Genomic DNA, 23,837 nt, shown 5'->3' with positions numbered 1-23,837 from the left:
GTTAATGCGGAAACGGCGGTCAAGGCAATTGAACAATTAATAATCTTCTAACACGATCGTGTTCGCATCCGGCGGGTAGCTACGCCACTTGCACGCCACTATGCCCCGCAGCCCGAGCAGCTTTGATGAGTTCGCGGTCGAAGGTCGCAAACCCCGAGCAATGCGCAGACTTGCCGAGATGCAGCGCATCCGCGAAGTCCATCCCTGCCTCAGCCAGGTCAAGCGCGGAGGAGACAAGCGCGGCCTCTTCCATCTCCACTGTGGAAAGCCCACCGAACGCCCGCAGCGCCCTGACGACTTCGGCCTGGCCGTAGCCATAGGCGCTGCGCAGCACCCACTCAGCCTCCAGGATCACGGTGACGGCGACAAACACAGCTTGACCATCGATCAGCCGCCGGGATCGCGGGGACTGTTCGGGATGGTCGTTCGTCAGGTATCTGACGACAAGGTAGGTATCAATCGCGAGCATGGCGCCGCCGCGCTTCAGCAAGGACGCTCGCGTCCATCTCTTCCAGTGTCTTCGGCTTGCCGCTGTGCGGCAGCACACCAAACACGTCTTCCGGCCGCGTCGGGGTAAAGGCCGGCGCTGGTTTCAGAAGAACACCCTCGGGTGTGTCTTCGACCTGCAGACGCGTGCCGGCGCCCCAGTCCCTCCGTTTCCGGATCGCGCTGGGGAGGATCACTTGTCCCTTGGTCGAGACGGTGGTTATGAGTTTTTCGGCACCAGCCATGTAAGCTTACCGTGTGTAAGACAAAGGTAAGATACTCTAGCTGCGGGTGCTGTTCAAACCTGCCGGATTGAGCGTCCTCAAACCCTTGTGCCGCCCACCGTCATCTGGTTCATCCTCAGATGCGGCTGGCCGACGCCGACGGGCACGCCCTGTCCGGCCTTGCCGCACATGCCGATGCCGTTGTCGAGCTTCATGTCGTTGCCGACCATGGTCACGCGGTGCATGGCGTCGGGCCCATTGCCGATCAGCATCGCGCCCTTGATCGGCTGGGTCACCTTGCCGTCTTCGATCATGTAGGCCTCGGTGCAGCCGAACACGAATTTGCCGGAGGTGATGTCGACCTGGCCGCCGCCGAAGGAGACGGCATAGATGCCGTTCTTGACCGACGCGATGATCTCCTCCGGGTTCATGTCGCCCGCGGTCATATAGGTGTTGGTCATGCGCGGCATCGGCTGGTGCGCGTAGCCTTCGCGCCGGCCGTTGCCGGTCGCCTTCATGCCCATCAGGCGAGCGTTCTGGCGGTCCTGCATGTAGCCGACCAGCTTGCCGTCCTCGATCAGGACATTGCGCGCCGAAGGCGTGCCCTCGTCGTCGACGGTGAGCGAGCCGCGACGCTCGGCGATCGTTCCGTCGTCGACCACGGTCACGCCCTTGGCCGCCACCTGCTGGCCCATCAGCCCGGCGAAGGCCGACGTCTTCTTGCGGTTGAAGTCGCCTTCCAGGCCATGGCCGACCGCTTCGTGCAGCATCACGCCCGGCCAGCCGCTGGAGAGCACGATGTCGAAGGTGCCGGCCGGCGCCGGAACGGCCTCGAGATTGACCAGCGCCTGCCTGAGCGCCTCGCGCGCGGCGTGCTTCCAGCTCTCCTCGGTGAGGAACTCGCCGAAGCTCTTGCGGCCGCCCATGCCGTAGGAGCCGCTTTCCTGCCGGTCGCCATCGCCGACCACCACCGAGACGTTGATTCTGACCATGGGACGGATGTCGCGCACCACCTGGCCGTCGCCGCGCACGATCTCGACATGCTGCCAGGACGCGGCGAGCGAGGCCGTCACCTGCCGCACGCGCGGATCGGCGGCGCGCAGCCAGGCGTCGATCTCCTGCAGCAGCTTCGCCTTGGCCTCGAAGCTGGGCGAGGGGATGGGATTTTCGTCGCCGTAAAGGTGGCGATTGGTGCGGGCGGGCGCTGCGGCAAGCGTGCCGGAATAGCCGCCCTTGACCGCTGAGACCGCGTCGGCCGCGCGCAGCAGCGAGGCTTCCGAAAGATCGCTGGAGTGGGCATAGCCGCTTGCCTCACCGGCGATGGCGCGCAGGCCGAAACCCTGGTCGGTGTTGAAATTGGCCGTCTTCAGCCGGCCGTTGTCGAACATCAGCGCTTCGCTCTCGCTGTATTCGAGGAAAAGCTCGCCGTCGTCGGCGCCCTTGATGGTGTCGGCGACGATCTCTTTGACGCGGTCGTCGGAAATGTCGAATTGGCCGATCAGGCTATTCATGGCGGGACTGTCCACTGGCGGTTTCATCATTCCACCCGATGTAGGGGCGAAGGCACGTCAAGACAATCGGCGGCATTCACACGCGATTGTCATCGCCGCGGACAAGTGGACGACCCGCGGTGCCGCCGCGCTCAGGGCAGGGCGGCGAAGCCTTCGGCGAATCCCTTGAGATCGACGGGGATGCCGATGCCTTCCTCCGGCGTCTGGAAGACGATGAACGTGGCCGAGGTGCCGCTCTTCAGCGTGTCGAGCAACGGCTTCTCGAGGATCACTTCCGCATAGCAGCCGTCCTGGAAGCAGCGCACGAAATAGGCGCGGCCGATGTCCTTGCCGTCGACGTTGAGGCCAAGCCCGTTGGGCAGGAGCACGCCGAGCGGCGCCAGCACCCGCAGGATCTCGGCCTTGTTGTCGGCGGTGCGCAGCACCACCACCGAAAGGCCCATCTCCGGACGATCCTCGGCGACGACGTTCTGCATCATCACGCACTGCTCGGAGGTCGCGCCGGCCGGCGTGTCGCAAATGATCGACCACGCGCCATGCGTCGACTTGACCGTGCCGCTGGGCGGCGCCGCGGTCTGCGGCGGCGCGGCGTTCGCCACGCCGGCGCCAAGCAAGGCGGCAAGGAAGACGACCTTCGCCAGGGGTCTCAAAAGCCAGGAAGTCATGACGGCTCCATTGCGAATCACGGCACTTTAAGCTGCGCCAAGGCCAAGTAAAGGACGAGACCGTCGCCGGCCCGCCCAGATACCGGCAATTACGCGCTTTTCCAGAGCAAATTCGCCCGAATTGCGACCGTCCGGCACGCACTGCCTCGACGGCCGGGGATGCCCTTCGGGCTGCGCGCAAAAATGCCGCACGGTTTAGCCCGCTCCTTCCTTGCGGAGGGAAATAGAGTATGGTTTGAACCACCTTAGGACAGACCGGGATTCCCAATCCCGGCGTCGTTCGTTATTGGTGCGATCCGATCGCAGGAAGTGGGAGACGAGAGGGCGATGAGAAAATTCATGGCAGGCGCCAGACTTCTGGCAGGTGCTGCGGCCGCAGGCGCGCTCCTCTCCGGCACGTCCGCCTATGCTGATCAGCCGCGGCCATGGGAAACCGCCTTCCAGGCGCCCGCGACCGAGATGATGCGGCAGATCGAATGGTTCGGGAACTACACGTTTGTGTTCATTGTGGTGATCACCCTTCTGGTGCTGGTCCTGCTCGCCTATTGCATCCTGCGGTTCCGCGCGAGCGCCAACCCGTTGCCCTCGCGGACCAGCCACAACACGCTGATCGAGGTCATCTGGACGGTCGGGCCGGTCATCGTCCTGCTGCTCATCGCCATTCCCTCGTTCCAGCTGCTCACCGCGCAGTACACGCCGCCGGAAGAAGCCAAGCTCACCGTCAAGGCGACCGGCAACCAGTGGAACTGGGACTACGAATACCAGATCGACAAGAGCTTCTCCTTCAACTCGGCGATCCTTCAGGATGGTGACCGCGCCAAGGCCGGCAAGGAAGACCGCGCTCTCTATCCGCGCCTGCTTGCCGTCGACAACGAGCTGGTGGTGCCGGTCAATACCATGACCCGCGTGCTGATCACCGCCACCGACGTCATCCACTCCTTCGCCGTGCCGTCCTTCGGCATCAAGATGGACGCCGTGCCGGGTCGTACCAACGAGACCTGGTTCAAGGCCGAGAAGGAAGGCCTCTACTACGGTCAGTGCTCGCAGCTGTGCGGCAAGGATCACGCCTTCATGCCGATCGCGGTTCGCGTGGTTTCCGATGCGCAGTTCAAGACCTGGCTGGAGACGGCCAAGACCGATGTGCCTGCCGCCAACAAGGCGCTGATGGCCGAGATCGATGGCACCAACAAGGTAGCGGCCGCCGGCAACTGACGCCGCGGGTTAGCAAGATTTAGGGAACGGAGCGGAATATGGCAGAGGCTGCAGCTCACGAGCACCACGACCACAGGCCGCATGGCTGGGTCCGCTGGGTGTATTCGACCAACCACAAGGACATCGGCACGCTCTACCTGATCTTCGCGATCATCGCCGGCATTATCGGCGGCGCGCTTTCGGTCGCCATCCGCATGGAGCTGCAGGAGCCGGGCATCCAGATCTTCAGCGGTCTGGCGCAGATGGTCTACGGCATGCAGGGCGACGCCGCCATCGACGGCGGCAAGAGCATGTACAACGCCTTCGGCGCCGCGCATGGCCTGATCATGATCTTCTTCATGGTGATGCCGGCCCTGATCGGCGGCTTCGCCAACTGGATGGTGCCGATCATGATCGGCGCGCCGGACATGGCCTTCCCGCGCATGAACAACATCTCCTTCTGGCTGCTGCCGCCGGCCTTCATCCTGCTGCTTTCCTCGATGTTCGTGCCGAGCGCGCCCGGCGCTTTCGGCGTCGGCGGCGGTTGGACGATCTATCCGCCGCTCTCGACCTCCGGCCAGCCTGGTCCCGCGATGGACCTCGCGATCCTGTCGATCCACATCGCCGGCGCCTCGTCGATCCTCGGCGCGATCAACTTCATCACCACCATCTTCAACATGCGCGCGCCCGGCATGACCATGCACAAGATGCCGCTGTTCGCCTGGGCGGTGCTGATCACGGCCTTCCTGCTTCTCCTGTCGCTGCCGGTTCTGGCGGGCGCCATCACCATGCTGCTCACCGACCGCAACTTCGGCACCTCCTTCTTCGTGCCGGACAATGGCGGTGATCCGCTGCTCTTCCAGCACCTATTCTGGTTCTTCGGCCACCCCGAGGTGTACATCCTGATCCTGCCGGGCTTCGGCATCATCAGCCACATCGTCTCGACCTTCTCGAAGAAGCCTGTCTTCGGCTATCTCGGCATGGCCTACGCCATGGTCGCGATCGGCGCCGTCGGCTTCATCGTCTGGGCGCACCACATGTACACGACCGGCCTGTCGCTCGACACGCAGCGCTATTTCGTGTTCGCCACCATGGTCATCGCGGTGCCGACCGGCGTGAAGATCTTCTCCTGGATCGCCACCATGTGGGGCGGCTCGATCTCCTTCAAGCCGCCGATGCTGTGGGCGCTGGGCTTCATCTTCCTGTTCACGATCGGTGGCGTCACCGGCGTCCAGCTGGCCAATGCCGGCCTCGACCGCTCGCTGCACGACACCTATTTCGTGATCGCCCACTTCCACTACGTGCTGTCGCTGGGCGCGGTGTTCGCCATCTTCGCCGGCTGGTATTACTGGTTCCCGAAGATGACCGGCTACATGTACTCGCCGGTGATCGCCAACACCCACTTCTGGGTCACCTTCGTCGGCGTCAACCTGATCTTCTTCCCGCAGCACTTCCTCGGTCTCGCCGGCATGCCGCGCCGTACCGTCGACTACCCGGACGCGTTCGCCGGCTGGAACATGGTCTCGTCCTACGGCTCATACATCGCGGCCGTCGGCGTTGCGATCTTCCTTTATGGCGTGTTCGAGGCCTTCCAGAAGAAGCGGGTCGCCGGCGCCAATCCGTGGGGCGAGGGTGCCACCACGCTCGAATGGCAGCTGCCTTCGCCGCCGCCGTTCCACCAGTGGGAACAGCTGCCGAAGATCAAGTAAGGCGGCTGCCCGAAATACGAGGCCGCCGGCGAGCCGGCGGTCTTGGCCAACGGAATGATGGACTTTAAGTACGCATGGCCCTTGCCGACCACAAATTGATGGAGGAAGTTGGCTTTCGCATGTCGGAAGCCACCGCGGGCGATTTCTTCGCTCTCCTCAAGCCGCGCGTCATGTCGCTAGTCGTCTTCACGGCCTTTGTCGGCATGGTCGCGGCGCCGGTCGCCATCAATCCGCTGCTGGCGGTGATCGCCATCCTGGCGATCGCGATCGGCGCCGGCGCGTCGGGCGCGCTCAACATGTGGTACGACGCCGACATCGACGCGGTGATGACAAGAACCGCCGGCCGTCCGGTCCCGGCCGGACGCGTCACGCCGGGCGAGGCGCTGAGCTTCGGCCTGGTGCTGTCGGCGCTGTCGGTGATGACGCTGGGCGTGCTCATCAACTGGCTGTCGGCGGCCCTTCTTGCCTTCACCATCTTCTTCTACGCCGTCGTCTACACGATGTGGCTGAAGCGCTGGACGCCGCAGAACATCGTCATCGGCGGCGCCGCCGGCGCCATCCCGCCGGTGATCGGCTGGGCCGCGGTGACCGGATCGGTCAGCCTCGAAAGCCTGATCCTGTTCCTGATCATCTTCCTGTGGACGCCGCCGCATTTCTGGGCCCTGGCGCTGTTCAAGTCGGACGACTACGCCCGCGCCGGCATCCCGATGATGCCGAACGTCGCCGGCCCGGCCTCGACCCGCCGCCAGATCTTTGCCTATGCGCTGATCCTGGCGCCGGTCGGCGTGCTGCCCTGGCTGCTCGGCTACACCACCGCCGCTTATGGCGCCGTCTCCCTGGCGCTCGGCCTGGGCTTCGTCTGGTATGCCTGGAAGGTGCTGGGCATGAGCGACGACGACCGCGCGATGAAGCCGGCCAAGGCGCTGTTCGGCTATTCGCTGCTCTATCTCTTTGCAATCTTCGCCGCCTATCTCGTCGACAGCGTGGTCGGGCGCGCCCTCCTCATGGGGGGAGCATGATCATGGCCGACAAGAACCTCGAACTGGTCACCTTGACCGAACGCCAGCGGAAGGCGCGGCGAAACCGCTCCGTCGCCATCGGCGTGGCGCTCGCCGCGCTCGTCATCATCTTCTACATCGCCACCATCGTGCGCTTCGGCCATCACGCTTCGGGCGTGATGCCCACGAATTTGATGTGAGGCCGCGATGAGCGTCGAGACCAGACCCCTCAGGAACAGCAACCGCATCGTTGTGGCGGTCTGCCTGGCGTTCTTCACCGGCATGGTCGGCATGGCCTATGCGGCGGTGCCGCTCTACAAGATGTTCTGCCAGGTCACCGGTTATGGCGGCACGACGCAGCGCGCCGAGAAGCAATATGCCGGCCGCGTGCTCGACCGTGACATCACCATCCGCTTCGACGCCAACACCAACGGCATTCCGTGGCAGTTCGAGCCCGTCGCCCGCTCAGTGACGATCAAGATCGGCGAGACCACGCAGGCGCACTACAGCGCCACCAACAAGTTCGACCGCCCCATCACCGGCCGCGCTTCCTTCAACGTGCAGCCGGAAATGGCGGGCGCCTATTTCAACAAGGTGGAGTGCTTCTGCTTCACCGACACGACGCTGAAGCCCGGCGAGACGCTGGACATGCCGGTCGTGTTCTATGTCGATCCAGACATCGTCAACGTGCCGGAACTGAAGGACTTGAAGACCATCACCCTGTCCTACACGATGTTCCCGGTCGAAAAGAAACAGCCGGTCGCGTCGTCCGCGCCGGCTGCTGGCAAAAACAGCAACAAAGTTCCAGAGTCCGAAGCAAGCCTCGGGGGTTGATATGGCAGACGCGCACGCAAAACCGAACCACGACTACCATCTCGTCAATCCCAGCCCCTGGCCTTTCCTGGGCTCGATCGGCGCGCTGGTCACGGCCATCGGCGGCGTCTGCCTGATGCAGTATCTGAAGGCCGGAAACTTCCCGGTCTTCGGCCACAACATCGCCAATCCGTGGCTGTTCTTCATCGGCCTGATCATCGTGCTTTACACGATGTTCGCCTGGTGGTCGGACACCATCAAGGAAGCGCATGAGGGCCACCACACGCGTGTCGTGTCGCTGCACCTGCGCTACGGCATGATCATGTTCATCGCCTCCGAGGTGATGTTCTTCGTCGCCTGGTTCTGGGCCTTCTTCGACGCCAGCCTGTTCCCCGGCGAAGCCGCGCAATATGCCCGCACCACCTTCACCGGCGGCGTCTGGCCGCCGAAGGGCCTGGAGGTTCTCGATCCCTTCCACCTGCCGCTCTACAACACCATCATCCTGCTCACGTCGGGCACGACGGTGACCTGGGCGCACCACTCGCTCCTTCACGGCGACCGCAAGGGCCTGATCAATGGCCTGGTGCTGACCGTCGGCCTTGGCATGCTGTTCACCATGGTGCAGGCCTACGAGTACATGCACGCGCCGTTCGCCTTCAAGGATTCCATCTACGGCGCCACCTTCTTCATGGCCACCGGCTTCCACGGCTTCCACGTCATCATCGGCACCATCTTCCTGCTCGTCTGCCTGGTGCGCGCGATGCGCGGCGACTTTACCCCGAAGCAGCATTTCGGCTTCGAGGCGGCTGCCTGGTACTGGCACTTCGTCGACGTGGTCTGGCTGTTCCTGTTCAGCTGCATCTATGTCTGGGCCTCCAATGGCGCGTTGATCGAAGCCCATTAAATCGACGGCTTCGGAATCCCAAAAGGCGGCTGCGGCGACGTGGCCGCCTTATCTTTTCGGGCGAAAGGGGGTACGGTGCGGACATGAGCGAAGACAAGGCCATTGAAGCCAGGGCAATCGAAGACAAGGCGATCTGGCCGCCCATCGACCCGATCTCGGCCGGGCTGCATGGCCATTGCCCGCGCTGCGGCGAGGGCAAGCTGTTCTCCGGTTTCCTCACCGTCGGCAAGCGCTGCTACAATTGCGGCCTCGACTATTCCTTCGCCGATGCCGGCGACGGTCCGGCCGTCTTCGTCATCCTTATCATCGGCTTCATCGTCGTCGGCCTGGCGCTGTGGATGGAAGTGACGCTGAGCCCGCCGCTCTGGTTGCATTTCATATTGTGGATACCCTTGGCGCTGGTACTGTGCCTGACGGCGCTGCGCCTGATCAAGGGCGTGCTGATCACCCTGCAATATTCGAAGAAGGCTGCGGAAGGCAGGCTGGACAGCCGCCAATGAGCGGAGCGACCGGTTCGATTGCCGGCCCTTCGCGGCCGCGCTCGGCGTTGCTGCTTGGCCTTGGCCTCGTCCTGTTCGTCATCCTTCTGGGCCTCGGCACCTGGCAGGTCCAGCGGCTCCACTGGAAGGAAGGGCTGCTCGAGACCATCGACAGGCGCACGCATGCGGCGCCCCTGCCGCTGGCCGATGTCGAGAAGGAATTCGCCACTTCCGGCGATGTCGACTACACGCCGGTGACGGTGACCGGCACGTTCCTGCATCAGGGCGAGCGGCATTTCTTCTCCACCTGGGAAGGCGATACCGGCTTCAACGTCTACACGCCCCTGCAGCTCGAAGACGGCCGCTTCGTGCTCGTCAATCGCGGCTTCGTCCCCTACGATCTCAAGGATCCGGCCAAGCGCCGGCAGGGCGAGGTCGCCGGCAAGGTGACGGTGACCGGGCTTGCCCGCAATCCGCTCCCGGAAAAACCTTCGATGATGCTGCCCGACAACGATGTCGCCAAGAACATCTTCTACTGGAAGGACCGCGACGTCATGGCTTCGAGCGCCGGCCTGACGGCAGGCGCCGGGCTGGTGCCGTTCTTCATCGATGCCGACAGGACGCCCAATCCCGGCGGTCTGCCGGTCGGCGGCGTTACCATCATCGATCTGCCGAACAACCACCTGCAATATGCCGTCACCTGGTATGGCCTGGCCGCCGCCCTTGCCGCGGTGCTGATCCTGAGGCTCCGCCGCCCGGCGAAGGAAGGTTGAGCGCGGCCGCTCTTGACAGGGCAGGGCTGCACGCCTCATTTCGCCCTTGAGCAATTCCAGGAAAAGTGTGAGCGGTTTTCCGTCCGGAATTGCGTCAAAACAAACAGATAGCTTCCGACTGAACCGGCCCGTTTTGATGATTGAGAAAAAGCCACCGCTGACGATCAGGCTCTGCCAGCCGCGCGGCTTCTGCGCCGGTGTCGACCGCGCCATCCAGATTGTCGTGCTGGCGCTGAAGAAATACGGCGCGCCGGTCTATGTCCGCCACGAGATCGTGCACAACCGCTATGTCGTCGAAGGATTGCAGAGCCTGGGCGCGGTGTTCATCGAGGAATTGTCCGAGATCCCACCCGAGCATCGTCAGTCGCCGGTCGTCTTTTCCGCGCATGGCGTGCCGAAATCGGTGCCGGCCGACGCCGAGGCGCGCCACCTCTTCTATCTCGACGCCACTTGTCCGCTGGTGTCGAAGGTGCACAAGCAGGCGATGCGCCATCAGCGGCTCGGCCGCCACGTGCTTTTGATCGGCCATGCCGGCCACCCGGAGGTGATCGGCACGATGGGGCAGTTGCCGGAGGGCGCGGTGACCCTGATCGAGACCGAGGCGGATGCGGCAACCTTCGTGCCGGCGGACCCGGCGACGCTTGGCTTCGTCACCCAGACCACATTGTCGGTCGAGGACACCGCCGGCATCATCCGGGCGCTGCAGGAGCGCTTCCCGCAGCTTCACGCCGCGGCGGCCGAATCGATCTGCTATGCCACCACCAACCGCCAGGAGGCGGTGAAGGAAACGGCTGCCGGCGCCGACCTCTTCCTCGTCGTCGGCGCGCCGAACTCGTCGAACTCGCGGCGCCTTGTCGAGGTGGCGGAGCGCGCCGGGGCTGCGATGTCGCTTCTCGTGCAGCGGGCTGCCGAAATTCCATGGGATGAGATCGGCGAGATTTCGACGCTCGGCCTGTCGGCCGGCGCCTCGGCGCCGGAAATCATCGTCGACGAGATCATCGACGCTTTCCGGCAGCGCTTCGACGTCACCATCGATCTGGCCATCACGGCCACCGAAACGGAGGATTTTCCGGTGATGCGGGTGTTGCGCGATGTCGAACTGACGGCGGCCGACATGGCCTTCGTCAACGGAGCCGCGTAAACCCAGATGGCCGTCTACACCGACGTCAACGAAAACGAGCTGAGCGCATTCCTGAAAGCCTATCCGGTGGGCGAGCTCCTGTCCTACAAGGGCATCGCCGAGGGCACCGAGAACTCGAATTTTCTCGTCCACGCCTCCACCGGCTCCTACATCCTGACGCTCTACGAGAAGCGCGTCGACAAGGCCGATCTGCCGTTTTTCCTCGGCCTGATGGGCCATCTCGCGCGGAAAGGCATTTCCTGTCCGCTTCCGGTCACCGCGCATGACGGCACCGTCATCGGCACGCTCGCCGGCCGGCCCGCCGTCATCATCACCTTCCTCGAAGGCCTGTCGCTCAGGCGCCCGACGGCGGCGCATTGCGGCGAGGTCGGCAAGGCGCTGGCCGCGCTCCATCTCGCCGGCCGGGATTTCCCGATGCAGCGGCCGAACGCGCTTGCCATCGACGGCTGGCGCAAGCTCTGGGCCGCGTCGCGCGACCGCGCCGACGAGGTCGAACCGGGCCTGGCGGCCGAGGTCGACGCAGACTTTGCCGAATTCGAGCGCAACTGGCCGGTCGACCTGCCGCAGGGCATCATCCATGCCGATCTCTTCCCGGACAATGTCTTCTTCCTCGGCGAAAAACTGTCGGGCCTGATCGACTTCTATTTCGCCTGCGACGACCTCTACGCCTACGATGTCGCCACCTGCCTCAACGCCTGGTGCTTCGAGAAGGACTTTTCCTTCAACCTCACCAAGGGCACGGCGCTGCTTGCCGGCTACCAGTCGGTGCGGCCGCTCGAAGGCGGCGAGAAGGCGGCGCTGCCGATGCTGGCGCGCGGCTCGGCGCTGCGCTTCATGCTGACAAGGCTCTATGACTGGCTGACCATCCCCAACGCCGGCCTGGTGATGAAGCGCGATCCGACCGAATACATCCGCCGCATGCGCTTCCACCGCGCCATCAGATCGCCATCCGAATACGGGCTGATATGAACAAAGAGATCGAGATCTTCACTGACGGCGCCTGCTCGGGCAATCCCGGCCCAGGCGGCTGGGGCGCTGTGTTGCGCTACAACGGCATCACCAAGGAGCTGTCGGGCGGCGAGGCGGAGACCACCAACAACCGCATGGAACTGCTTGCCGCCATCACCGCGCTCAATGCCCTGAAGGAACCCTGCACGGTCGATCTTTATACCGACAGCAAATACGTCATGGACGGCATCTCCAAATGGATCCATGGCTGGAAGAAGAACGGCTGGAAGACCGGCGACAGGAAGCCGGTCAAGAACGGTGAGCTCTGGCAGGCGCTCGACGACGCCAACCGGCGCCACAAGGTCACCTGGCACTGGGTGAAGGGCCATGCCGGCCATCCGGAAAACGAGCGCGCCGACGAACTGGCAAGGCAAGGCATGGCGCCGTTCAAGCCGAAGCAAGCGCGGCCAGCACCGGTTGTGGCTGCGCCGAAGCCGGAAGGCGCTCCGGCCAGGAAGCCCGCGCCCCGACGCTCGACCCAGAGCTATTGATCTCCGCAAAGGGGCCAGCTCTCTGACCGGAGGAGCTCAGTCGTGCCGATCGCCTACTACATCACGCACCCCCAGGTTCAGATCGACGCCGACATTCCAGTGCCGGAGTGGGGGCTATCCGACATCGGCAGGGCGAGAGCCTCTGCAATGCTCGATCAGCCCTGGGTCGGGTCGATCCGGCGCATCGTATCGTCGGGTGAACGCAAGGCGACCGAAACCGCCGAAATCCTGGCAAGGCATCTCCGTCTTGCCGTCGAGGTGAGGGGACGGATGCATGAGAATGATCGGTCGGCAACCGGCTTTCTGCCGCCGCCGGAATTCGAAGCGATCGCGGATCAGTTCTTCGCCAATCCGCACGTCAGCGTTCGCGGATGGGAGCGAGCTGTCGATGCCCAAAATCGTATCGCGGGCGAAGTCGAAATCGCGCTCACAACCAATGAAGGCGATGACATCGCTTTCGTGGGCCATGGCGGAGTAGGAACCCTTTTGCTGCTCCATTTGAGCGCGCAGGAAATCAGCCGCGAGGCCGATCAGCCGGCGGGCGGCGGCAATTACTTCGCCTACGATATCGGCGCACGACAAGTCATCCATGGATGGCGGCCGATCGACAGCCAGCCGCGCTGACTACCGGAGCAGCAGCGCCGTCGAAAACAGGCCGACCGCGAAGACCGTGTGCGAGACGAGGTTGAGCGTGCGAACCAGCATCGGGTTGGGCAGTTTGGACGCCGCCCAGCCGGCGCCCATGCCGGGCGCCAGCAGGAACCAGCCGGCGCCGACGGTGACAATGCCGAGGATGAAGGCCGGCAGGAAGGTCGGCGCGGCAAGCCAGCCCGCGCCCGCGAGCACGACCAGGATCACGCCGTAGAGGATGCCGACCAGATAGTGGAACGCCCAGCCCAGCGCCTTTTCATGTGCATAGGGCGCGGCCCGGCCGATATCGTCGTGGAAGACCTTCTCCGGCAGGTGCCGGACCCAGCGGCCGACCAGGCCCCAATTCGGCCTGGGCAGGCCGAACGCCTTGTTGAGCACGATCGCCCAGACGTCCATGAAGACCGTGGCGCCGATGCCGATCGCGACGGCGCGCCAGGCGATATCGAGCATCAGAGCTGCTCGAGGATCTTGGCCGCGCCGCTCTCGTCGACACCCGGCTTGGTTTCGACATTGATCGCCGTGACCTTGCCGTCCTCGACGATCATCGAAAAGCGCTTCGAGCGCAGCCCCATGCCGCTCGCGGAAAGATCGTTGTCGAGGCCGACCGACTTGGCGAAGTCGGCGCTGCCGTCGGCCAGATAAAGGATCTTGCCTTCGCCGCCGGTGAAGCGCGCCCAGGCGCCCATGACATGGACGTCGTTGACCGAAACGACCGCGATGGTGTCGACGCCGCGCGCCAGGATGGCGTCGTGGTTCTCCAGATAACCCGGCAAATGGTTGTTGCTGCAGGTCGGCGTGAAGGCGCCGGGAACGCCGAACAGCACGACCTTCTTGCCGGCGAAGATTTCAGCGCCGGTCACCGGCTTGGCGCCGTCGGCGGTCATCACCTTGAAGGTCGCTTCGGGCAGTTTTTCGCCAACCGAAATGGTCATGGATTCCTCGCTTGGGGATTGGAAGGATCTGTGCCTGCGTATCGGACTGGGCGGGTTCCCGCAACCATTCAGAAGAATTGCAGGAAAACTGCCCGGCGGTTTTCCGACCGCAATTGCGGCTCCAGGAGGGGCTGGATCAAGGGAAAGGCAGCATTCCGTCCACCGCGCCCTCGGCGCTGGTCAGCGTGTAGTACAGCCCGCCACCCGTAGGCGTCGCCGACGGCCGGTCGAGGATCGGCACGGTGAAGACAAGCTTGCCGTCCTTTTCGCTGCGCATCGGCGCGCCGAACATGTAGTCGCGCTCGCCGGCGATGAAGAAATCGACCGAATCCGGATCGCCCGGGGAGCGCGCCTCGACGATAAGGGTCTCGTGGTCGCCGGGCAGCACGCGGATGCCGAAATCGGGCCGCGCCGGCGAGGGCAGCGTTGCAAGCGCCGTTTTCACCAGCGCCGCGTCGACAGCGTTGTCCGGTTCGGACGCCGGATCGACGCTGAGCCGGGTCTGCACCGGAATGCAAATCGTCTCGCATATGCCAAGGAAGACGTTGGCGTCGATCGTCGCCGGCTGGTCGGGCGACGACAGCGTGAAGGTCACCGGCAGCGACACGGGGCGGTCGTAACCGGCCCACTTTCCGTAGCCGTCGTCGTGCCGCTGCGGCGGCGGGAACGACAGCCTTGCGTCGGCGATGTTGGTGCTGGTCGTAATGTCGATCTGCGGCGGCACGCCGGCGTCGCCGGGGTCGCGCCAGTAGGTTTTCCAGCCGGGCTTGAGCGCAATGTCGAGCACGCCGTGGATCTTGCCGGCCTCGTCAGGCTTGCCGCTGGTCACCAGCCGTACCTTGCCGCCTTCGCTGTTGTACCACGCCGAGGACGATGCCTCGGCCGGCAGGCCCGCTCCCAGGCCGATGACGGCGCCCAGCGCCGCAATGTTCAGGTGTCGCATGGCGGTGATTTGATCGCCCGTTCTTGGCCGCGCAATGGTTTCATGTCCCTGCCGGTATCATATTTGCGTGACATCCGGCAGCCTCACCATCTTTTCGGCGCGGCGGAAACGGGTTACGCTCAACGTTATGGACTTGTTGCGCCACAAAAAGAAGGCGGCCGGCCGCGGCTTTCTCGACGATCAGTTCCTGATTGCCATGCCCGGCATGAAGGACGACCGTTTCACGCGCTCGGTCATCTATATCTGCGCCCACAGCGACGAGGGCGCCATGGGCCTGATCATCAACCAGACGCAGCAGATGCTGTTCCCGGACCTTCTGGTGCAGCTTGGCATCGTGAACGAGCAGGAAGCGATCCGCCTGCCGGCGCATGCGCGCGACTTCGTCGTGCGCAATGGCGGGCCGGTCGACCGCAGTCGCGGCTTCGTGCTGCATTCCGGCGACTATCGTGTGGAATCCTCGCTCAACGTCTCCGACGACATCTGCCTGACCGCCACCGTCGACATTCTGCGCGCCATCTCGACGGGCCGCGGGCCGCGTCATGCGCTGATGGCGCTCGGCTATTCCGGCTGGGGCGCCGGCCAGCTCGAAAGCGAGATCGCCGAGAATGGCTGGCTGACCTGTCCGGCGACGCCCGAACTGCTGTTCGACGCCGACATCGAGCGCAAATACGACCGCATCCTTGCCTCGATCGGCATCGATCTCGCCCATCTCAGTGCCGCCGCCGGCCACGCCTAGGCCTCGCCTTCGCCTGCGGGAATCTTGTTGCATCGGATCATCGCAAACGTCGGAGATTGGCCGAACCGCCCGCCACGGTCGTCATCCTAGGGCGGAGCAAGGAGCGAGGCGACGCGCGCAGACCCTAGGATCCATGCCATTACATCGACCAAAGAGTGCAACGGTGCAGAATTTTGCACCGTTTTCAACGCCTTAACGTCACGGCATGGATCCTCGGGTCAAGCCCGAGGATGACGAAACGATGGGCCTCTAAGCCTGCGTCAGCGGGTACTGCTCCCTCAGCGTCTTCAGCACCTGGTCGCCGGGCATAGGCGCACCGAACATGAAGCTCTGGACATATTCGCAGCCCATCTGGCGCAGCTCCAGCGCGTCGCTTTCGTCCGAGATGCCCTCGGCCACGACCGACAGGCCGAGCTCATGCGCCATGTTGACCATCGATTTGAGCAGCACCGCCCGCTTCGGCGTGGCGTCGTCGACGAAGCTCTTGTCGATCTTGATCGTGTCGAAGGGGAAGCGCGTCAGATAGGACAGCGAGGAATAGCCGGTGCCGAAATCGTCGAGCGACAGCCCGATGCCGAGCTGTTTGAGCTTGGTCAGCACATGCGCGGTCTGCTCGGGATTGTCCATCACCAGGGATTCGGTGAGCTCGAGCCGGAAGCAGCGCGGCTTCAGATTGGCGCGCGCGATGACCGAGCGGACGTCGCTGACGAGGTCGCGGCGGATGAGCTGCCGACTGGAGAGATTGACCGAAACCGACAGCGGCGCGTCGCCGATCTGTTTCTGCCAGGTGGCGAGATCCTCGGCCGCCTGCTGCATGGCGAACAGACCGAGCTGCACGATCAGGCCGCAATTTTCGGCCACCGGGATGAAATCCCCCGGCGGGATCATGCCGCGCCTGGGATGGTCCCAGCGCAACAGCGCCTCGAAGCCGGCGACGCTGCCGTCCTCCAGCCGTACGATCGGCTGGTAGGCGAGCGTGAACTCGCGCCGCTCGATGGCGCGGCGAAGGTCGGATTCGAACTGCAGCCGGTCGGTGCCGACGGTGCGGAAGGCCGGCCGGAACGGCTCGATCCTGTCGCCGCCGAAACGCTTTGCCTGGTGCATGGCAAGCTCGGCGTCCTTGACCATGTCCTCGGACGAGGTCTGCGCCGTCGTCCAGGTGATCAGGCCGATCGAAGCGGTGAGCACGATCTCGCGCTTGGCGAAGGTGATCGGGTTGTTGATCGCATGCTTGATGGCGTCGGCCATGGCGGCGATGCGGGCGGGGTCCTGCTCCGACAGCAGCATCAGCGCGAACTGGTCGCCGGCAAAGCGCGACAGCGAATCCTTGGGCTTCAGCAGACGGTGCAGCCGGCGCGCGATGGTGAGCAGGATGGTGTCGCCGGCGGAAATGCCGAGCCCGTCATTGACCTGCTTGAAGCGGTCGATGTCGATGACGAAGACCGTCGGGCGCACCTTGTCCTCGGTGCGGGCGATCGAGATGATCGCCTCCAGCCGGTTCATGAACAGCTCGCGGTTCGGCAGGCCGGTGAGGTTGTCGTGCACGGCGTCGTGCAGCAGCCTTTCCTCGGACTTCTTCTGCTCGGTGACGTCGACCATCGTGCCGACGCAGCGGATCACTTCGCCGTCCGAGCCGATCACTGGCCGCGCCCTCAGCGAGAACCAGTGATAATGGCCGTCGGCGCCGCGCAGGCGGAAATTCTGCGCCACCCGGCCGCGGCGGTGCTCCAGCACCACGTCGAGCGTCGTGCGGAACGTGTCGCGGTCGTCGGCATGCAGCACCGGCAGCCAGTTGCGGGCCGCGCCCGACAGGCTGTTGGGGGCGAGGCCGAGCTGCAGGCTGATGTCGGGCTTGGTCACCACGCGGTCGCGCAGCACGTCCCAGTCCCACACGGTGTCGCCCGATCCGGCGACCGCGAGCGCCTGGCGCTCTAGGTCGGAGAACAGGCCCTGGTGCAGCGCGCCGCCGGCAAAGGCGTGCTGCATGACGGTGAAGCCGATCAACAGGATGATCAGGATCAGGCCGCCGCCCAGCGCCGGCTGGGCGATATCGTTGTCCAGCATCCCGGTGATCGCCATCCACGACCCGCATAGCCAGAGCAAGACCATCACCCAACTCGGCACCAGCATGATCGCGCGGTCATAGCCGCGAATGCCGAGGAAGATGATGAGGCCGAGGCCGGTGAGGGCGGTTGCCGCGAACGAGATGCGGGCGATGCCGGCGGCGACCGCCGGATCGACGATTGCCACGCCGGCAATGAGCAGCAGTCCGAGGATCCAGACCAGCGCGCCATAGCTGAAATGGCCGTGCCACCGGTTGAGGTTGAGATAGGCGAACAGGAACACCACGAAGGTCGCGGCCAAAGCCACCTCGGTTCCGGCCCGCCACATCTGCTCATTGCCGGGTGAAATCTCGATGACCTTGTTGAGGAAGCCGAAATCGACGCAGATATAGGCGAGCACCGCCCAGGCGAGGGCGGCGGTGGCCGGGAACATCGAGGTTCCCTTGACCACGAACAGGATGGTCAGGAACAGCGCCAGAAGCCCGGCGATGCCGATGACGATGCCGCGGAACAGCGTGTAGGAATTGACCGAGTCCTTGTAGGATTCCGGCTCCCACAGATAGACCTGGGGCAGCTTCGGCGAGGCAAGCTCGGCCACGAATGTGACCACCGTGCCGGGGTTCAGCGTCACCCGGAAGACGTCGGCGTCGGGGCTGGTCTGGCGGTCGAGCGCGAAGCCTTCGCTGGGCGTGATCGCCGCGATGCGCGTCGAGCCGAGATCCGGCCAGAAGATGCCGGAATTCACCAGGCGGAAATGCGGCGCGACGATCAGTCGGTCGAGCTGCTGGTCGGTGGTGTTGGCGAGCGCGAACACCGCCCAGTCGCCGGTCGAGCGCGCGTCCTTGGCCTCGACCTCGATGCGCCGCACGATGCCATCGGGGCCGGGCGCGGTGGAGACCTGGAAATTCTCGCCCTGGTTCGGGTAGATCTCGAGGGCGCCCGAAAGGTCGAGCGCCTTGTCATCGCGGGCGATCTTGATCGGCTCGACGGCTAGCGCCGGCGCGGCTGCCGAGAGCGTGACGACGACCGCCAGGATGAGGGCGAACAGCGACGCGATTCGCGGAAAATTCGTCACATATCAGCCCTTCGTTCCATCACCCGGCGGATCGTCCGCGATCCGGGCGTAGAGGTAGTGATCCTGCCAGATGCCGTTGATCCTGAGATAGGATCGCAGAAGTCCTTCGCGCCGGAATCCGGCTTTTTCAAGCACGCGGATCGACCGGGCGTTGTCGGGAATACAGGCAGCCTCGATCCGGTGCAACCTCAGCGTATCGAAGGCAAAACGCGACACCAGCCTGACCGCTTCGGTCATCAGGCCGCGGCCGCCGTAGCGTTCGCCGATCCAGTAGCCGATATGGCCGCTTTGCGCGACGCCGTGGCGGATGTTGCCGAGCGTGATGCCGCCGGCGAGCTTGCCGCTCGACTTCTCGAAGATGAAGAAAGCGATGGCCGTGCCTTGCGCATAGTCCTCGCGGTAGCGGCCGATGCGAAGCCGCCAGGCGGTGCGGTCGAGCTCGTCCGGCTGCCAGCGCGGCTCCCAGGGCTCGAGGAAGGCGCGGCTTTCGCCACGCAGTGTCGACCACTCGCGGTAGTCGTTGGTCAGCGGCACGCGCAGCGTGACCTTTTCACCCTTCAGTGCCGGCAGGTCGCGGCGAAAGAAAGGGAGCGCGAACACGGCGCTTGTTCTAAGCTGATATTCGTGGGATGCCCCACGAATATCTGCTTAGATTCCCTGGTTTTTCGCAGGTGCCGATCGCAAAACCGTGGGACACTTTTGCGGAACCTGCTTAGGGTTAGACGGCGAGCCTGCGGGCCGTCGTCTGCGGACCCGCAAGCGATTCGAGGATCGCTTCGTAGGGCGCCAGCGTGCCTACGGGGCCGACGGCGGTCAGCGTCGGCTTGGTCGAGAACAGCCGCGACGAGAGGTCGGTCAGCCGCTCGACGGTCAGCGCCGCCAGCCGCTCCATCAACTCCTCCTTGGCGATCGGCCGGCCGAACAGGAGCAATTGCCTGGCGATCTGCGAGGCGCGGCTTGCCGGGCTCTCGGCCGACATGATGAGGCCGGCGCGATATTGCGCGCGTGCCCGGTCGAGCTCTTCCTGCTGGATGCTTTCGCCGGCCTTCTGCAGTTCGTCGATGATGACCGGCACCAGCTTGGCGATATCGCTCTGCCCGGTCGCGGCATGCACGCCGAAAATGCCGGTGTCGGAGAAGCCCCAGTGGAAGGCATAGACCGAGTAGCACAGGCCGCGCTTCTCGCGCACCTCCTGGAACAGCCTCGACGACATGCCGCCGCCGAGGATCATCGACAGCACCTGCGAGGCGTAGAAGTCGCGCACATGGTAGGCGCGGCCCTCGAAGCCGAGCACGATCTGCGCATCCATCAGGTCGCGGTCCTCGCGGAAGTCGCCGCCGACATATTGCGCATATTGCGGAATGCTGCTGTCGGCCTTGGCGCGAAAGCCGCCGAGCTGCTTTTCGACCTCGCGCACGAAATTGTCGTGCTTGATGTCGCCGGCCGCCACGATCACCATGCGCTCGGCGCCGTATTGCCGTTCGATGAAATCGTGCAGCTGCTTCGAAGTGAAGGATTTGACCGTCTCCGGCGTGCCGAGGATCGAGCGGCCGATGGTCTGGTGGCGGAAGGCGGTTTCGGTGAAGCGGTCGAAGACGATGTCGTCGGGCGTGTCGTGCGCGGCGCCGATCTCTTGCAGAATCACATGCTGCTCACGCTCCAGTTCCTCGGGATCGAATTCCGATTCCTGCAGGATGTCGGCCAGGATATCGACCGCCAGCGGCACATCGTCGGAGAGCACCCTGGCATAGTAGGACGTCGTCTCGACGCTGGTGGCGGCGTTGATCTCGCCGCCGACATTCTCGATTTCCGAGGCGATCTCGAAGGCGCTGCGCCGCTTGGTTCCCTTGAACGCCATGTGCTCGAGCAGATGGGCCATGCCATGCTCTTCTTCGCGTTCGTTGCGGGCGCCTGACTTGACCCAGGCGCCAAGGGCAACGGATTCGAGGCTTGGAAGGGTTTCGGTGGCGACTGTCAGGCCGTTCGACAGACGGCTTACCTCAACACCCATATGGCAACTACTCCCTAACGGGCCGCCCGCGTGTGGCGGCTCACGTAATCTTCCACCATTTTCAGCTCGGATGGAAGTATGGTGTACTTTTCGTCGGCTGTCATCAAGCCGGCAAGCCATGAGGGGAGCGCCGGGGCAACGCCGCTGGCGGCCTCTACCGCTGCCGGGAACTTGGCCGGATGCGCGGTGCCCAGCACCACCATGGGCACGGCGCCAGACGGCTGGCCGGCGGCTACGTGCACGGCGGCCGCCGTGTGCGGATCGAGCAGGTAGCTGCTCGCTTCGAGCGTCTGGCGGATGGTTGCGGCAACCTCCTCGACGCTGGCGCGGCCAGCGTCGAACTCCGCGCGGATCCTGGCCATTTCGCCTGCTTCGATGGTGAAGGCGCCGGATTGCTTGAGCCCGTTCATGTAGCGCCTGACCGCGGCGGCATCGCGGCCTGCAGCCTCGAACAGCAGGCGCTCGAAGTTCGACGACACCTGGATATCCATCGATGGCGAGGTGGTGGCGAACACGCCCTTGGTACGGTATTCGCCGCTCGACAATGTGCGCGCCAATATGTCGTTGTCGTTGGTGGCGATGATCAGCCGTTCGACCGGCAGCCCCATGCGCTTGGCGGCGTAACCGGCGAAAATGTCGCCAAAATTGCCGGTCGGCACGGTGAAGGACAGCGGCCGTTCGGGTGCGCCGAGCGCCAGCGCGGAGGAGAAATAATAGACGATCTGGGCCATGATGCGGGCCCAGTTGATCGAATTGACGCCCGACAGCGACACCCTGTCGCGGAAGGCGTGATCATTGAACATGTCCTTCAGCAGGCCCTGGCAGTCGTCGAAATTGCCTTCGATCGACAGCGCATGGACGTTGGCCGCGCTCGACGTCGTCATCTGCCGCTGCTGCACCGGCGAGACCTTGCCATTGGGGAAAAGGATGAAGATGTCGGTGCGATCGCGGCCGGCGAAAGCGTCGATTGCGGCACCCCCGGTATCGCCGGAGGTGGCGCCGACGATGGTGGCGCGCTGGTCGCGTTCGGCAAGCACATGGTCCATCAGCCGCGCCAGTAGCTGCATCGCCACGTCCTTGAAGGCGAGCGTCGGGCCGTGGAACAGCTCGAGGACGAAGGTGTTCGTGCCGGTCTGCACCAGAGGGCAGACCGCGTCGTGCCGGAAAGTCGCATAGGCCTCGCGCACCAGCCGCTCGAAGACGGGCGCGGCGATCTCGCCGCCGAGGAAGGGCGTCAGGACGCGGATGGCAAGGTCGGGATAAGCAAGCCCGCGCATGGCACGGATGTCGGCGGCCGAGAACTGCGGCCATTCGCGCGGCACGTAAAGCCCGCCGTCGCGCGCCAGCCCGGCCAGCACCGCGTCGGAAAATCCAAGCACGGGCGCATCCCCGCGGGTACTCACATATTGCATCGCTAACAGTCCATTTGCTGCCGGCCGCGTCATCCACGACAAATTGGTTAATTTTGCGAACCGGCTCAGTCGCATTTTCGCCGCGGCGTTGATATACGTCACCGGCTTTGTGAGAGGGAAGAGCAGTTTATGGCGTTTAATTCGGTCAACCGTCGTTTTGTCGCGGGTCTGGCGCTTGCCGGCTTTATGCTTGCCGCCGCCGGCTGCCAATCCAGCGACAACGGCATCCTGGACTTCGGCTTCGGCAAGAAGGATCCGACCGCGCCGCCGCCGCCGCAGGATCCGAAAGTGCTGGCCAGCCAGCTGCGCGCCTACTGCCCGAAGGTGACGCTGCGCGACGGTACCGCCTTCTTCAACACCTACGCCAAGGGCGCTGGCGCCAAGCCGAAGAAAAAGAAGGCTGACGCCGCAGCAGACGCGGAAGCGTCGGCAGCCGCCGCGACCGCGCAGACCGGGCCGGACGGAACGCCGGTCGATCCCAATCGCGATCCCGCCAAGATCGTCTACCAGGCCTCGATCACCGACCTGACGCGCGACTGCACCCACGAAAACGGCCAGCTGACGATGAAGATCGCGGTCGCCGGCAAGGTCGTCCCTGGCCCGATGTTCGCGCCGGGCACTGTCACCATGCCGATCCGCGTCGCGGTCCAGCACGGGCCCGACGTGCTCTATTCGCAGCTGCACCAGTACCAGGTGCAGGTCACCGACCCGTCGGCCGCCACGCAGTTCGTCTTCACCGACGCCAATGTCGTGGTGCCGGAGCCGACCGCGCGGGATTACCAGGCCTATGCCGGCTATGACGAGAACACGCCGGCGGCGACGGACAAGTCCAAGGGCAAGAGGAAGAAGCGCGTCGCCGCGACGAACTGATCACGTTCGTCGCGCCAGACGTACGGCAGGCTCTAAGCGTCTTCCGACCACTCCGACAGCGCCGCGATCGTGCTGCCGAGTTCCGCGAAGCGGCGGATGACCGTCTCGGCGCCCGCCTCGGTCAGCGCATCGGCATGGCCCGGATAGCTGTGTCCCGCGCCGGTGAAGCCGATGACGCGCATGCCGGCCGCCCTGGCGCCGGTGATGCCGTGCACCGAATCCTCGATGACGAAGGTGTTTTTTGGGTTCGCGCCGAGCTGTTCGGCCGCATAAAGGAACACGTCCGGCGCCGGCTTGGTCTTCTTGCTGGGGATGTCGAGCCCGGAAAAGATACGGCCGGCGAAGAAGGGCAGCAGGCGCATCTTGTCCAGCATGAACTCGACCCGATCCTTGCGGGAATTGGAGCAGACGGCGCGCGGCACCGTGACCGCCGCCACCGCCTCGCGGGCGCCGTCGATGACGCGCACGTCGCTGCGCAGCTTGCGGTCGACGAGCTCCTCGGCGCGGTCGATCAGCGAGGCCTGGAACGGAATGTCGGACTTCTCTTCCAGCCGCAGCATGATGTCCTTGAAGGTCAGCCCGGCATAGGACTCGAAAATCTCTTCGGCCGAAATCTCGAATCCGGCCGATGTCAGAAGCTCGGCCTCGACGCGCGCGGCGACGATTTCGGAATCGACGAGCACGCCGTCGCAATCGAAGATGACAAGGTCTGGCTGGGGCATGGCAATCCAAAGTGTAGGCGGAAAATGGC

Annotated in this window: 26 protein-coding genes; 14 read left to right on the top strand and 12 right to left on the bottom strand. The window is 64.5% G+C overall.

What is annotated here, in order from left to right; genetic code table 11:
- Nucleotides 1-79 precede the first annotated feature (79 nt).
- From EN874_RS18270 to EN874_RS18255, 4 genes are all read right to left on the bottom strand, one after another.
- Nucleotides 80-469, bottom strand: coding sequence for a type II toxin-antitoxin system VapC family toxin (locus tag EN874_RS18270; RefSeq protein ID WP_127426477.1), 390 nt, complete (start codon nt 467-469; stop codon nt 80-82).
- On the bottom strand, nt 456-731 hold the full coding sequence (locus EN874_RS18265) for an AbrB/MazE/SpoVT family DNA-binding domain-containing protein (RefSeq protein ID WP_126095239.1): 276 nt from the start codon (nt 729-731) through the stop codon (nt 456-458). The genes EN874_RS18270 and EN874_RS18265 overlap by 14 nt, the downstream gene beginning before the upstream one ends.
- A gap of 77 nt (nt 732-808) precedes the next feature.
- Complete coding sequence (gene tldD / locus EN874_RS18260) at nt 809-2,221, bottom strand: metalloprotease TldD (RefSeq protein ID WP_127426341.1); 1,413 nt, start codon at nt 2,219-2,221, stop codon at nt 809-811.
- Nucleotides 2,222-2,352: 131 nt separating this feature from the next.
- Entirely contained in the window at nt 2,353-2,886 is a 534-nt protein-coding gene (locus tag EN874_RS18255) for an invasion associated locus B family protein (RefSeq protein WP_127426340.1), read from the bottom strand.
- A gap of 339 nt (nt 2,887-3,225) precedes the next feature.
- Between EN874_RS18255 and coxB the strand changes: the two genes are divergently transcribed.
- The 12 genes from coxB (at nt 3,226) to EN874_RS18195 (ending at nt 13,017) form a co-directional block, all read left to right on the top strand.
- On the top strand, nt 3,226-4,098 hold the full coding sequence (gene coxB / locus EN874_RS18250; RefSeq protein ID WP_245513613.1) for a cytochrome c oxidase subunit II: 873 nt from the start codon (nt 3,226-3,228) through the stop codon (nt 4,096-4,098).
- A gap of 38 nt (nt 4,099-4,136) precedes the next feature.
- Entirely contained in the window at nt 4,137-5,786 is a 1,650-nt protein-coding gene (gene ctaD / locus EN874_RS18245; protein ID WP_127426338.1) for a cytochrome c oxidase subunit I, read from the top strand.
- A gap of 74 nt (nt 5,787-5,860) precedes the next feature.
- The gene (locus EN874_RS18240) at nt 5,861-6,805 is read left to right on the top strand and encodes a heme o synthase (RefSeq protein ID WP_127426337.1); all 945 of its coding nucleotides are present in this window, start codon (nt 5,861-5,863) and stop codon (nt 6,803-6,805) included.
- Nucleotides 6,802-6,984: a hypothetical protein gene (locus tag EN874_RS18235; protein WP_127426336.1), complete on the top strand. Its 183-nt coding sequence runs from the start codon at nt 6,802-6,804 to the stop codon at nt 6,982-6,984. Before EN874_RS18240 ends, EN874_RS18235 begins: the two co-directional genes overlap by 4 nt.
- A gap of 7 nt (nt 6,985-6,991) precedes the next feature.
- The gene (locus EN874_RS18230) at nt 6,992-7,618 is read left to right on the top strand and encodes a cytochrome c oxidase assembly protein (protein ID WP_127426335.1); all 627 of its coding nucleotides are present in this window, start codon (nt 6,992-6,994) and stop codon (nt 7,616-7,618) included.
- Nucleotide 7,619: 1 nt separating this feature from the next.
- Nucleotides 7,620-8,501 (top strand): cytochrome c oxidase subunit 3, encoded by an 882-nt coding sequence (locus EN874_RS18225; RefSeq protein WP_127426334.1) that lies wholly within the window; start codon nt 7,620-7,622, stop codon nt 8,499-8,501.
- A gap of 83 nt (nt 8,502-8,584) precedes the next feature.
- The gene (locus EN874_RS18220) at nt 8,585-9,001 is read left to right on the top strand and encodes a DUF983 domain-containing protein (RefSeq protein WP_127426333.1); all 417 of its coding nucleotides are present in this window, start codon (nt 8,585-8,587) and stop codon (nt 8,999-9,001) included.
- On the top strand, nt 8,998-9,753 hold the full coding sequence (locus tag EN874_RS18215) for an SURF1 family protein (protein WP_168247525.1): 756 nt from the start codon (nt 8,998-9,000) through the stop codon (nt 9,751-9,753). Before EN874_RS18220 ends, EN874_RS18215 begins: the two co-directional genes overlap by 4 nt.
- Nucleotides 9,754-9,889: 136 nt before the next feature.
- Nucleotides 9,890-10,894 carry a 4-hydroxy-3-methylbut-2-enyl diphosphate reductase gene (gene ispH, locus EN874_RS18210; RefSeq protein WP_127426332.1) on the top strand — a complete coding sequence of 335 codons (1,005 nt, stop codon included), beginning with the start codon at nt 9,890-9,892 and terminating at the stop codon, nt 10,892-10,894.
- A gap of 6 nt (nt 10,895-10,900) precedes the next feature.
- A complete protein-coding gene (locus EN874_RS18205) occupies nt 10,901-11,863 on the top strand; it encodes a homoserine kinase (RefSeq protein ID WP_127426331.1) in 963 nt (320 codons plus the stop codon).
- Nucleotides 11,860-12,393 carry a ribonuclease HI gene (gene rnhA, locus EN874_RS18200; RefSeq protein ID WP_127426330.1) on the top strand — a complete coding sequence of 178 codons (534 nt, stop codon included), beginning with the start codon at nt 11,860-11,862 and terminating at the stop codon, nt 12,391-12,393. The genes EN874_RS18205 and rnhA overlap by 4 nt, the downstream gene beginning before the upstream one ends.
- Before the next feature lie 42 nt (nt 12,394-12,435).
- Nucleotides 12,436-13,017, top strand: a complete 582-nt coding sequence (locus tag EN874_RS18195; RefSeq protein WP_127426329.1) for a histidine phosphatase family protein — start codon at nt 12,436-12,438, stop codon at nt 13,015-13,017.
- Here EN874_RS18195 and EN874_RS18190 read toward each other — a convergent pair whose 3' ends face one another.
- The 3 genes from EN874_RS18190 to EN874_RS18180 all read right to left on the bottom strand — a co-directional run bounded on the left by EN874_RS18190 (nt 13,018) and on the right by EN874_RS18180 (nt 14,919).
- Nucleotides 13,018-13,494 carry a DUF2938 domain-containing protein gene (locus tag EN874_RS18190; protein WP_126085223.1) on the bottom strand — a complete coding sequence of 159 codons (477 nt, stop codon included), beginning with the start codon at nt 13,492-13,494 and terminating at the stop codon, nt 13,018-13,020.
- On the bottom strand, nt 13,494-13,976 hold the full coding sequence (locus EN874_RS18185; RefSeq protein WP_127426328.1) for a peroxiredoxin: 483 nt from the start codon (nt 13,974-13,976) through the stop codon (nt 13,494-13,496). The genes EN874_RS18190 and EN874_RS18185 overlap by 1 nt, the downstream gene beginning before the upstream one ends.
- A 136-nt stretch (nt 13,977-14,112) precedes the next feature.
- The gene (locus EN874_RS18180; protein WP_127426327.1) at nt 14,113-14,919 is read right to left on the bottom strand and encodes a protein-disulfide reductase DsbD domain-containing protein; all 807 of its coding nucleotides are present in this window, start codon (nt 14,917-14,919) and stop codon (nt 14,113-14,115) included.
- Nucleotides 14,920-15,046: 127 nt separating this feature from the next.
- Between EN874_RS18180 and EN874_RS18175 the strand changes: the two genes are divergently transcribed.
- On the top strand, nt 15,047-15,655 hold the full coding sequence (locus EN874_RS18175; RefSeq protein ID WP_095813713.1) for a YqgE/AlgH family protein: 609 nt from the start codon (nt 15,047-15,049) through the stop codon (nt 15,653-15,655).
- A gap of 249 nt (nt 15,656-15,904) precedes the next feature.
- Here EN874_RS18175 and EN874_RS18170 read toward each other — a convergent pair whose 3' ends face one another.
- The 4 genes from EN874_RS18170 to thrC all read right to left on the bottom strand — a co-directional run bounded on the left by EN874_RS18170 (nt 15,905) and on the right by thrC (nt 22,216).
- Complete coding sequence (locus EN874_RS18170) at nt 15,905-18,793, bottom strand: EAL domain-containing protein (protein ID WP_127426326.1); 2,889 nt, start codon at nt 18,791-18,793, stop codon at nt 15,905-15,907.
- A 3-nt stretch (nt 18,794-18,796) separates the two neighbouring features.
- Entirely contained in the window at nt 18,797-19,393 is a 597-nt protein-coding gene (locus EN874_RS18165) for a GNAT family protein (protein ID WP_127426325.1), read from the bottom strand.
- Between the two features lie 118 nt (nt 19,394-19,511).
- The gene (locus EN874_RS18160) at nt 19,512-20,804 is read right to left on the bottom strand and encodes a pitrilysin family protein (RefSeq protein WP_127426324.1); all 1,293 of its coding nucleotides are present in this window, start codon (nt 20,802-20,804) and stop codon (nt 19,512-19,514) included.
- A gap of 14 nt (nt 20,805-20,818) precedes the next feature.
- Entirely contained in the window at nt 20,819-22,216 is a 1,398-nt protein-coding gene (gene thrC / locus EN874_RS18155; protein ID WP_127426323.1) for a threonine synthase, read from the bottom strand.
- A gap of 129 nt (nt 22,217-22,345) precedes the next feature.
- Here thrC and EN874_RS18150 point away from each other — a divergent pair, with 129 nt between their 5' ends.
- Complete coding sequence (locus tag EN874_RS18150; protein ID WP_127426322.1) at nt 22,346-23,086, top strand: hypothetical protein; 741 nt, start codon at nt 22,346-22,348, stop codon at nt 23,084-23,086.
- A 32-nt stretch (nt 23,087-23,118) separates the two neighbouring features.
- On the opposite strand, the gene EN874_RS18145 is transcribed toward EN874_RS18150, so the two are convergent.
- Nucleotides 23,119-23,808 carry an HAD family phosphatase gene (locus tag EN874_RS18145; protein WP_127426321.1) on the bottom strand — a complete coding sequence of 230 codons (690 nt, stop codon included), beginning with the start codon at nt 23,806-23,808 and terminating at the stop codon, nt 23,119-23,121.
- Between the last annotated feature and the right edge of the window lie 29 nt (nt 23,809-23,837).

Source organism: Mesorhizobium sp. M1D.F.Ca.ET.231.01.1.1 (assembly GCF_003999155.2).
Lineage (GTDB): Bacteria > Pseudomonadota > Alphaproteobacteria > Rhizobiales > Rhizobiaceae > Mesorhizobium.
The sequence above is the reverse complement of the archived record's forward strand: the minus strand, read 5'-3'. Positions and strand labels throughout refer to the sequence as shown.

Coding starts and splice junctions, on each gene's coding strand:
- EN874_RS18270 (WP_127426477.1), bottom strand. CDS start 469: ATGCTCGCGATTGATACCTACCTTGTCGTCAGATACCTGACGAACGAC.
- EN874_RS18265 (WP_126095239.1), bottom strand. CDS start 731: ATGGCTGGTGCCGAAAAACTCATAACCACCGTCTCGACCAAGGGACAA.
- tldD (WP_127426341.1), bottom strand. CDS start 2,221: ATGAATAGCCTGATCGGCCAATTCGACATTTCCGACGACCGCGTCAAA.
- EN874_RS18255 (WP_127426340.1), bottom strand. CDS start 2,886: ATGACTTCCTGGCTTTTGAGACCCCTGGCGAAGGTCGTCTTCCTTGCC.
- coxB (WP_245513613.1), top strand. CDS start 3,226: ATGGCAGGCGCCAGACTTCTGGCAGGTGCTGCGGCCGCAGGCGCGCTC.
- ctaD (WP_127426338.1), top strand. CDS start 4,137: ATGGCAGAGGCTGCAGCTCACGAGCACCACGACCACAGGCCGCATGGC.
- EN874_RS18240 (WP_127426337.1), top strand. CDS start 5,861: ATGGCCCTTGCCGACCACAAATTGATGGAGGAAGTTGGCTTTCGCATG.
- EN874_RS18235 (WP_127426336.1), top strand. CDS start 6,802: ATGATCATGGCCGACAAGAACCTCGAACTGGTCACCTTGACCGAACGC.
- EN874_RS18230 (WP_127426335.1), top strand. CDS start 6,992: ATGAGCGTCGAGACCAGACCCCTCAGGAACAGCAACCGCATCGTTGTG.
- EN874_RS18225 (WP_127426334.1), top strand. CDS start 7,620: ATGGCAGACGCGCACGCAAAACCGAACCACGACTACCATCTCGTCAAT.
- EN874_RS18220 (WP_127426333.1), top strand. CDS start 8,585: ATGAGCGAAGACAAGGCCATTGAAGCCAGGGCAATCGAAGACAAGGCG.
- EN874_RS18215 (WP_168247525.1), top strand. CDS start 8,998: ATGAGCGGAGCGACCGGTTCGATTGCCGGCCCTTCGCGGCCGCGCTCG.
- ispH (WP_127426332.1), top strand. CDS start 9,890: ATGATTGAGAAAAAGCCACCGCTGACGATCAGGCTCTGCCAGCCGCGC.
- EN874_RS18205 (WP_127426331.1), top strand. CDS start 10,901: ATGGCCGTCTACACCGACGTCAACGAAAACGAGCTGAGCGCATTCCTG.
- rnhA (WP_127426330.1), top strand. CDS start 11,860: ATGAACAAAGAGATCGAGATCTTCACTGACGGCGCCTGCTCGGGCAAT.
- EN874_RS18190 (WP_126085223.1), bottom strand. CDS start 13,494: ATGCTCGATATCGCCTGGCGCGCCGTCGCGATCGGCATCGGCGCCACG.
- EN874_RS18185 (WP_127426328.1), bottom strand. CDS start 13,976: ATGACCATTTCGGTTGGCGAAAAACTGCCCGAAGCGACCTTCAAGGTG.
- EN874_RS18180 (WP_127426327.1), bottom strand. CDS start 14,919: ATGCGACACCTGAACATTGCGGCGCTGGGCGCCGTCATCGGCCTGGGA.
- EN874_RS18175 (WP_095813713.1), top strand. CDS start 15,047: ATGGACTTGTTGCGCCACAAAAAGAAGGCGGCCGGCCGCGGCTTTCTC.
- EN874_RS18160 (WP_127426324.1), bottom strand. CDS start 20,804: ATGGGTGTTGAGGTAAGCCGTCTGTCGAACGGCCTGACAGTCGCCACC.
- thrC (WP_127426323.1), bottom strand. CDS start 22,216: ATGCAATATGTGAGTACCCGCGGGGATGCGCCCGTGCTTGGATTTTCC.
- EN874_RS18150 (WP_127426322.1), top strand. CDS start 22,346: ATGGCGTTTAATTCGGTCAACCGTCGTTTTGTCGCGGGTCTGGCGCTT.
- EN874_RS18145 (WP_127426321.1), bottom strand. CDS start 23,808: ATGCCCCAGCCAGACCTTGTCATCTTCGATTGCGACGGCGTGCTCGTC.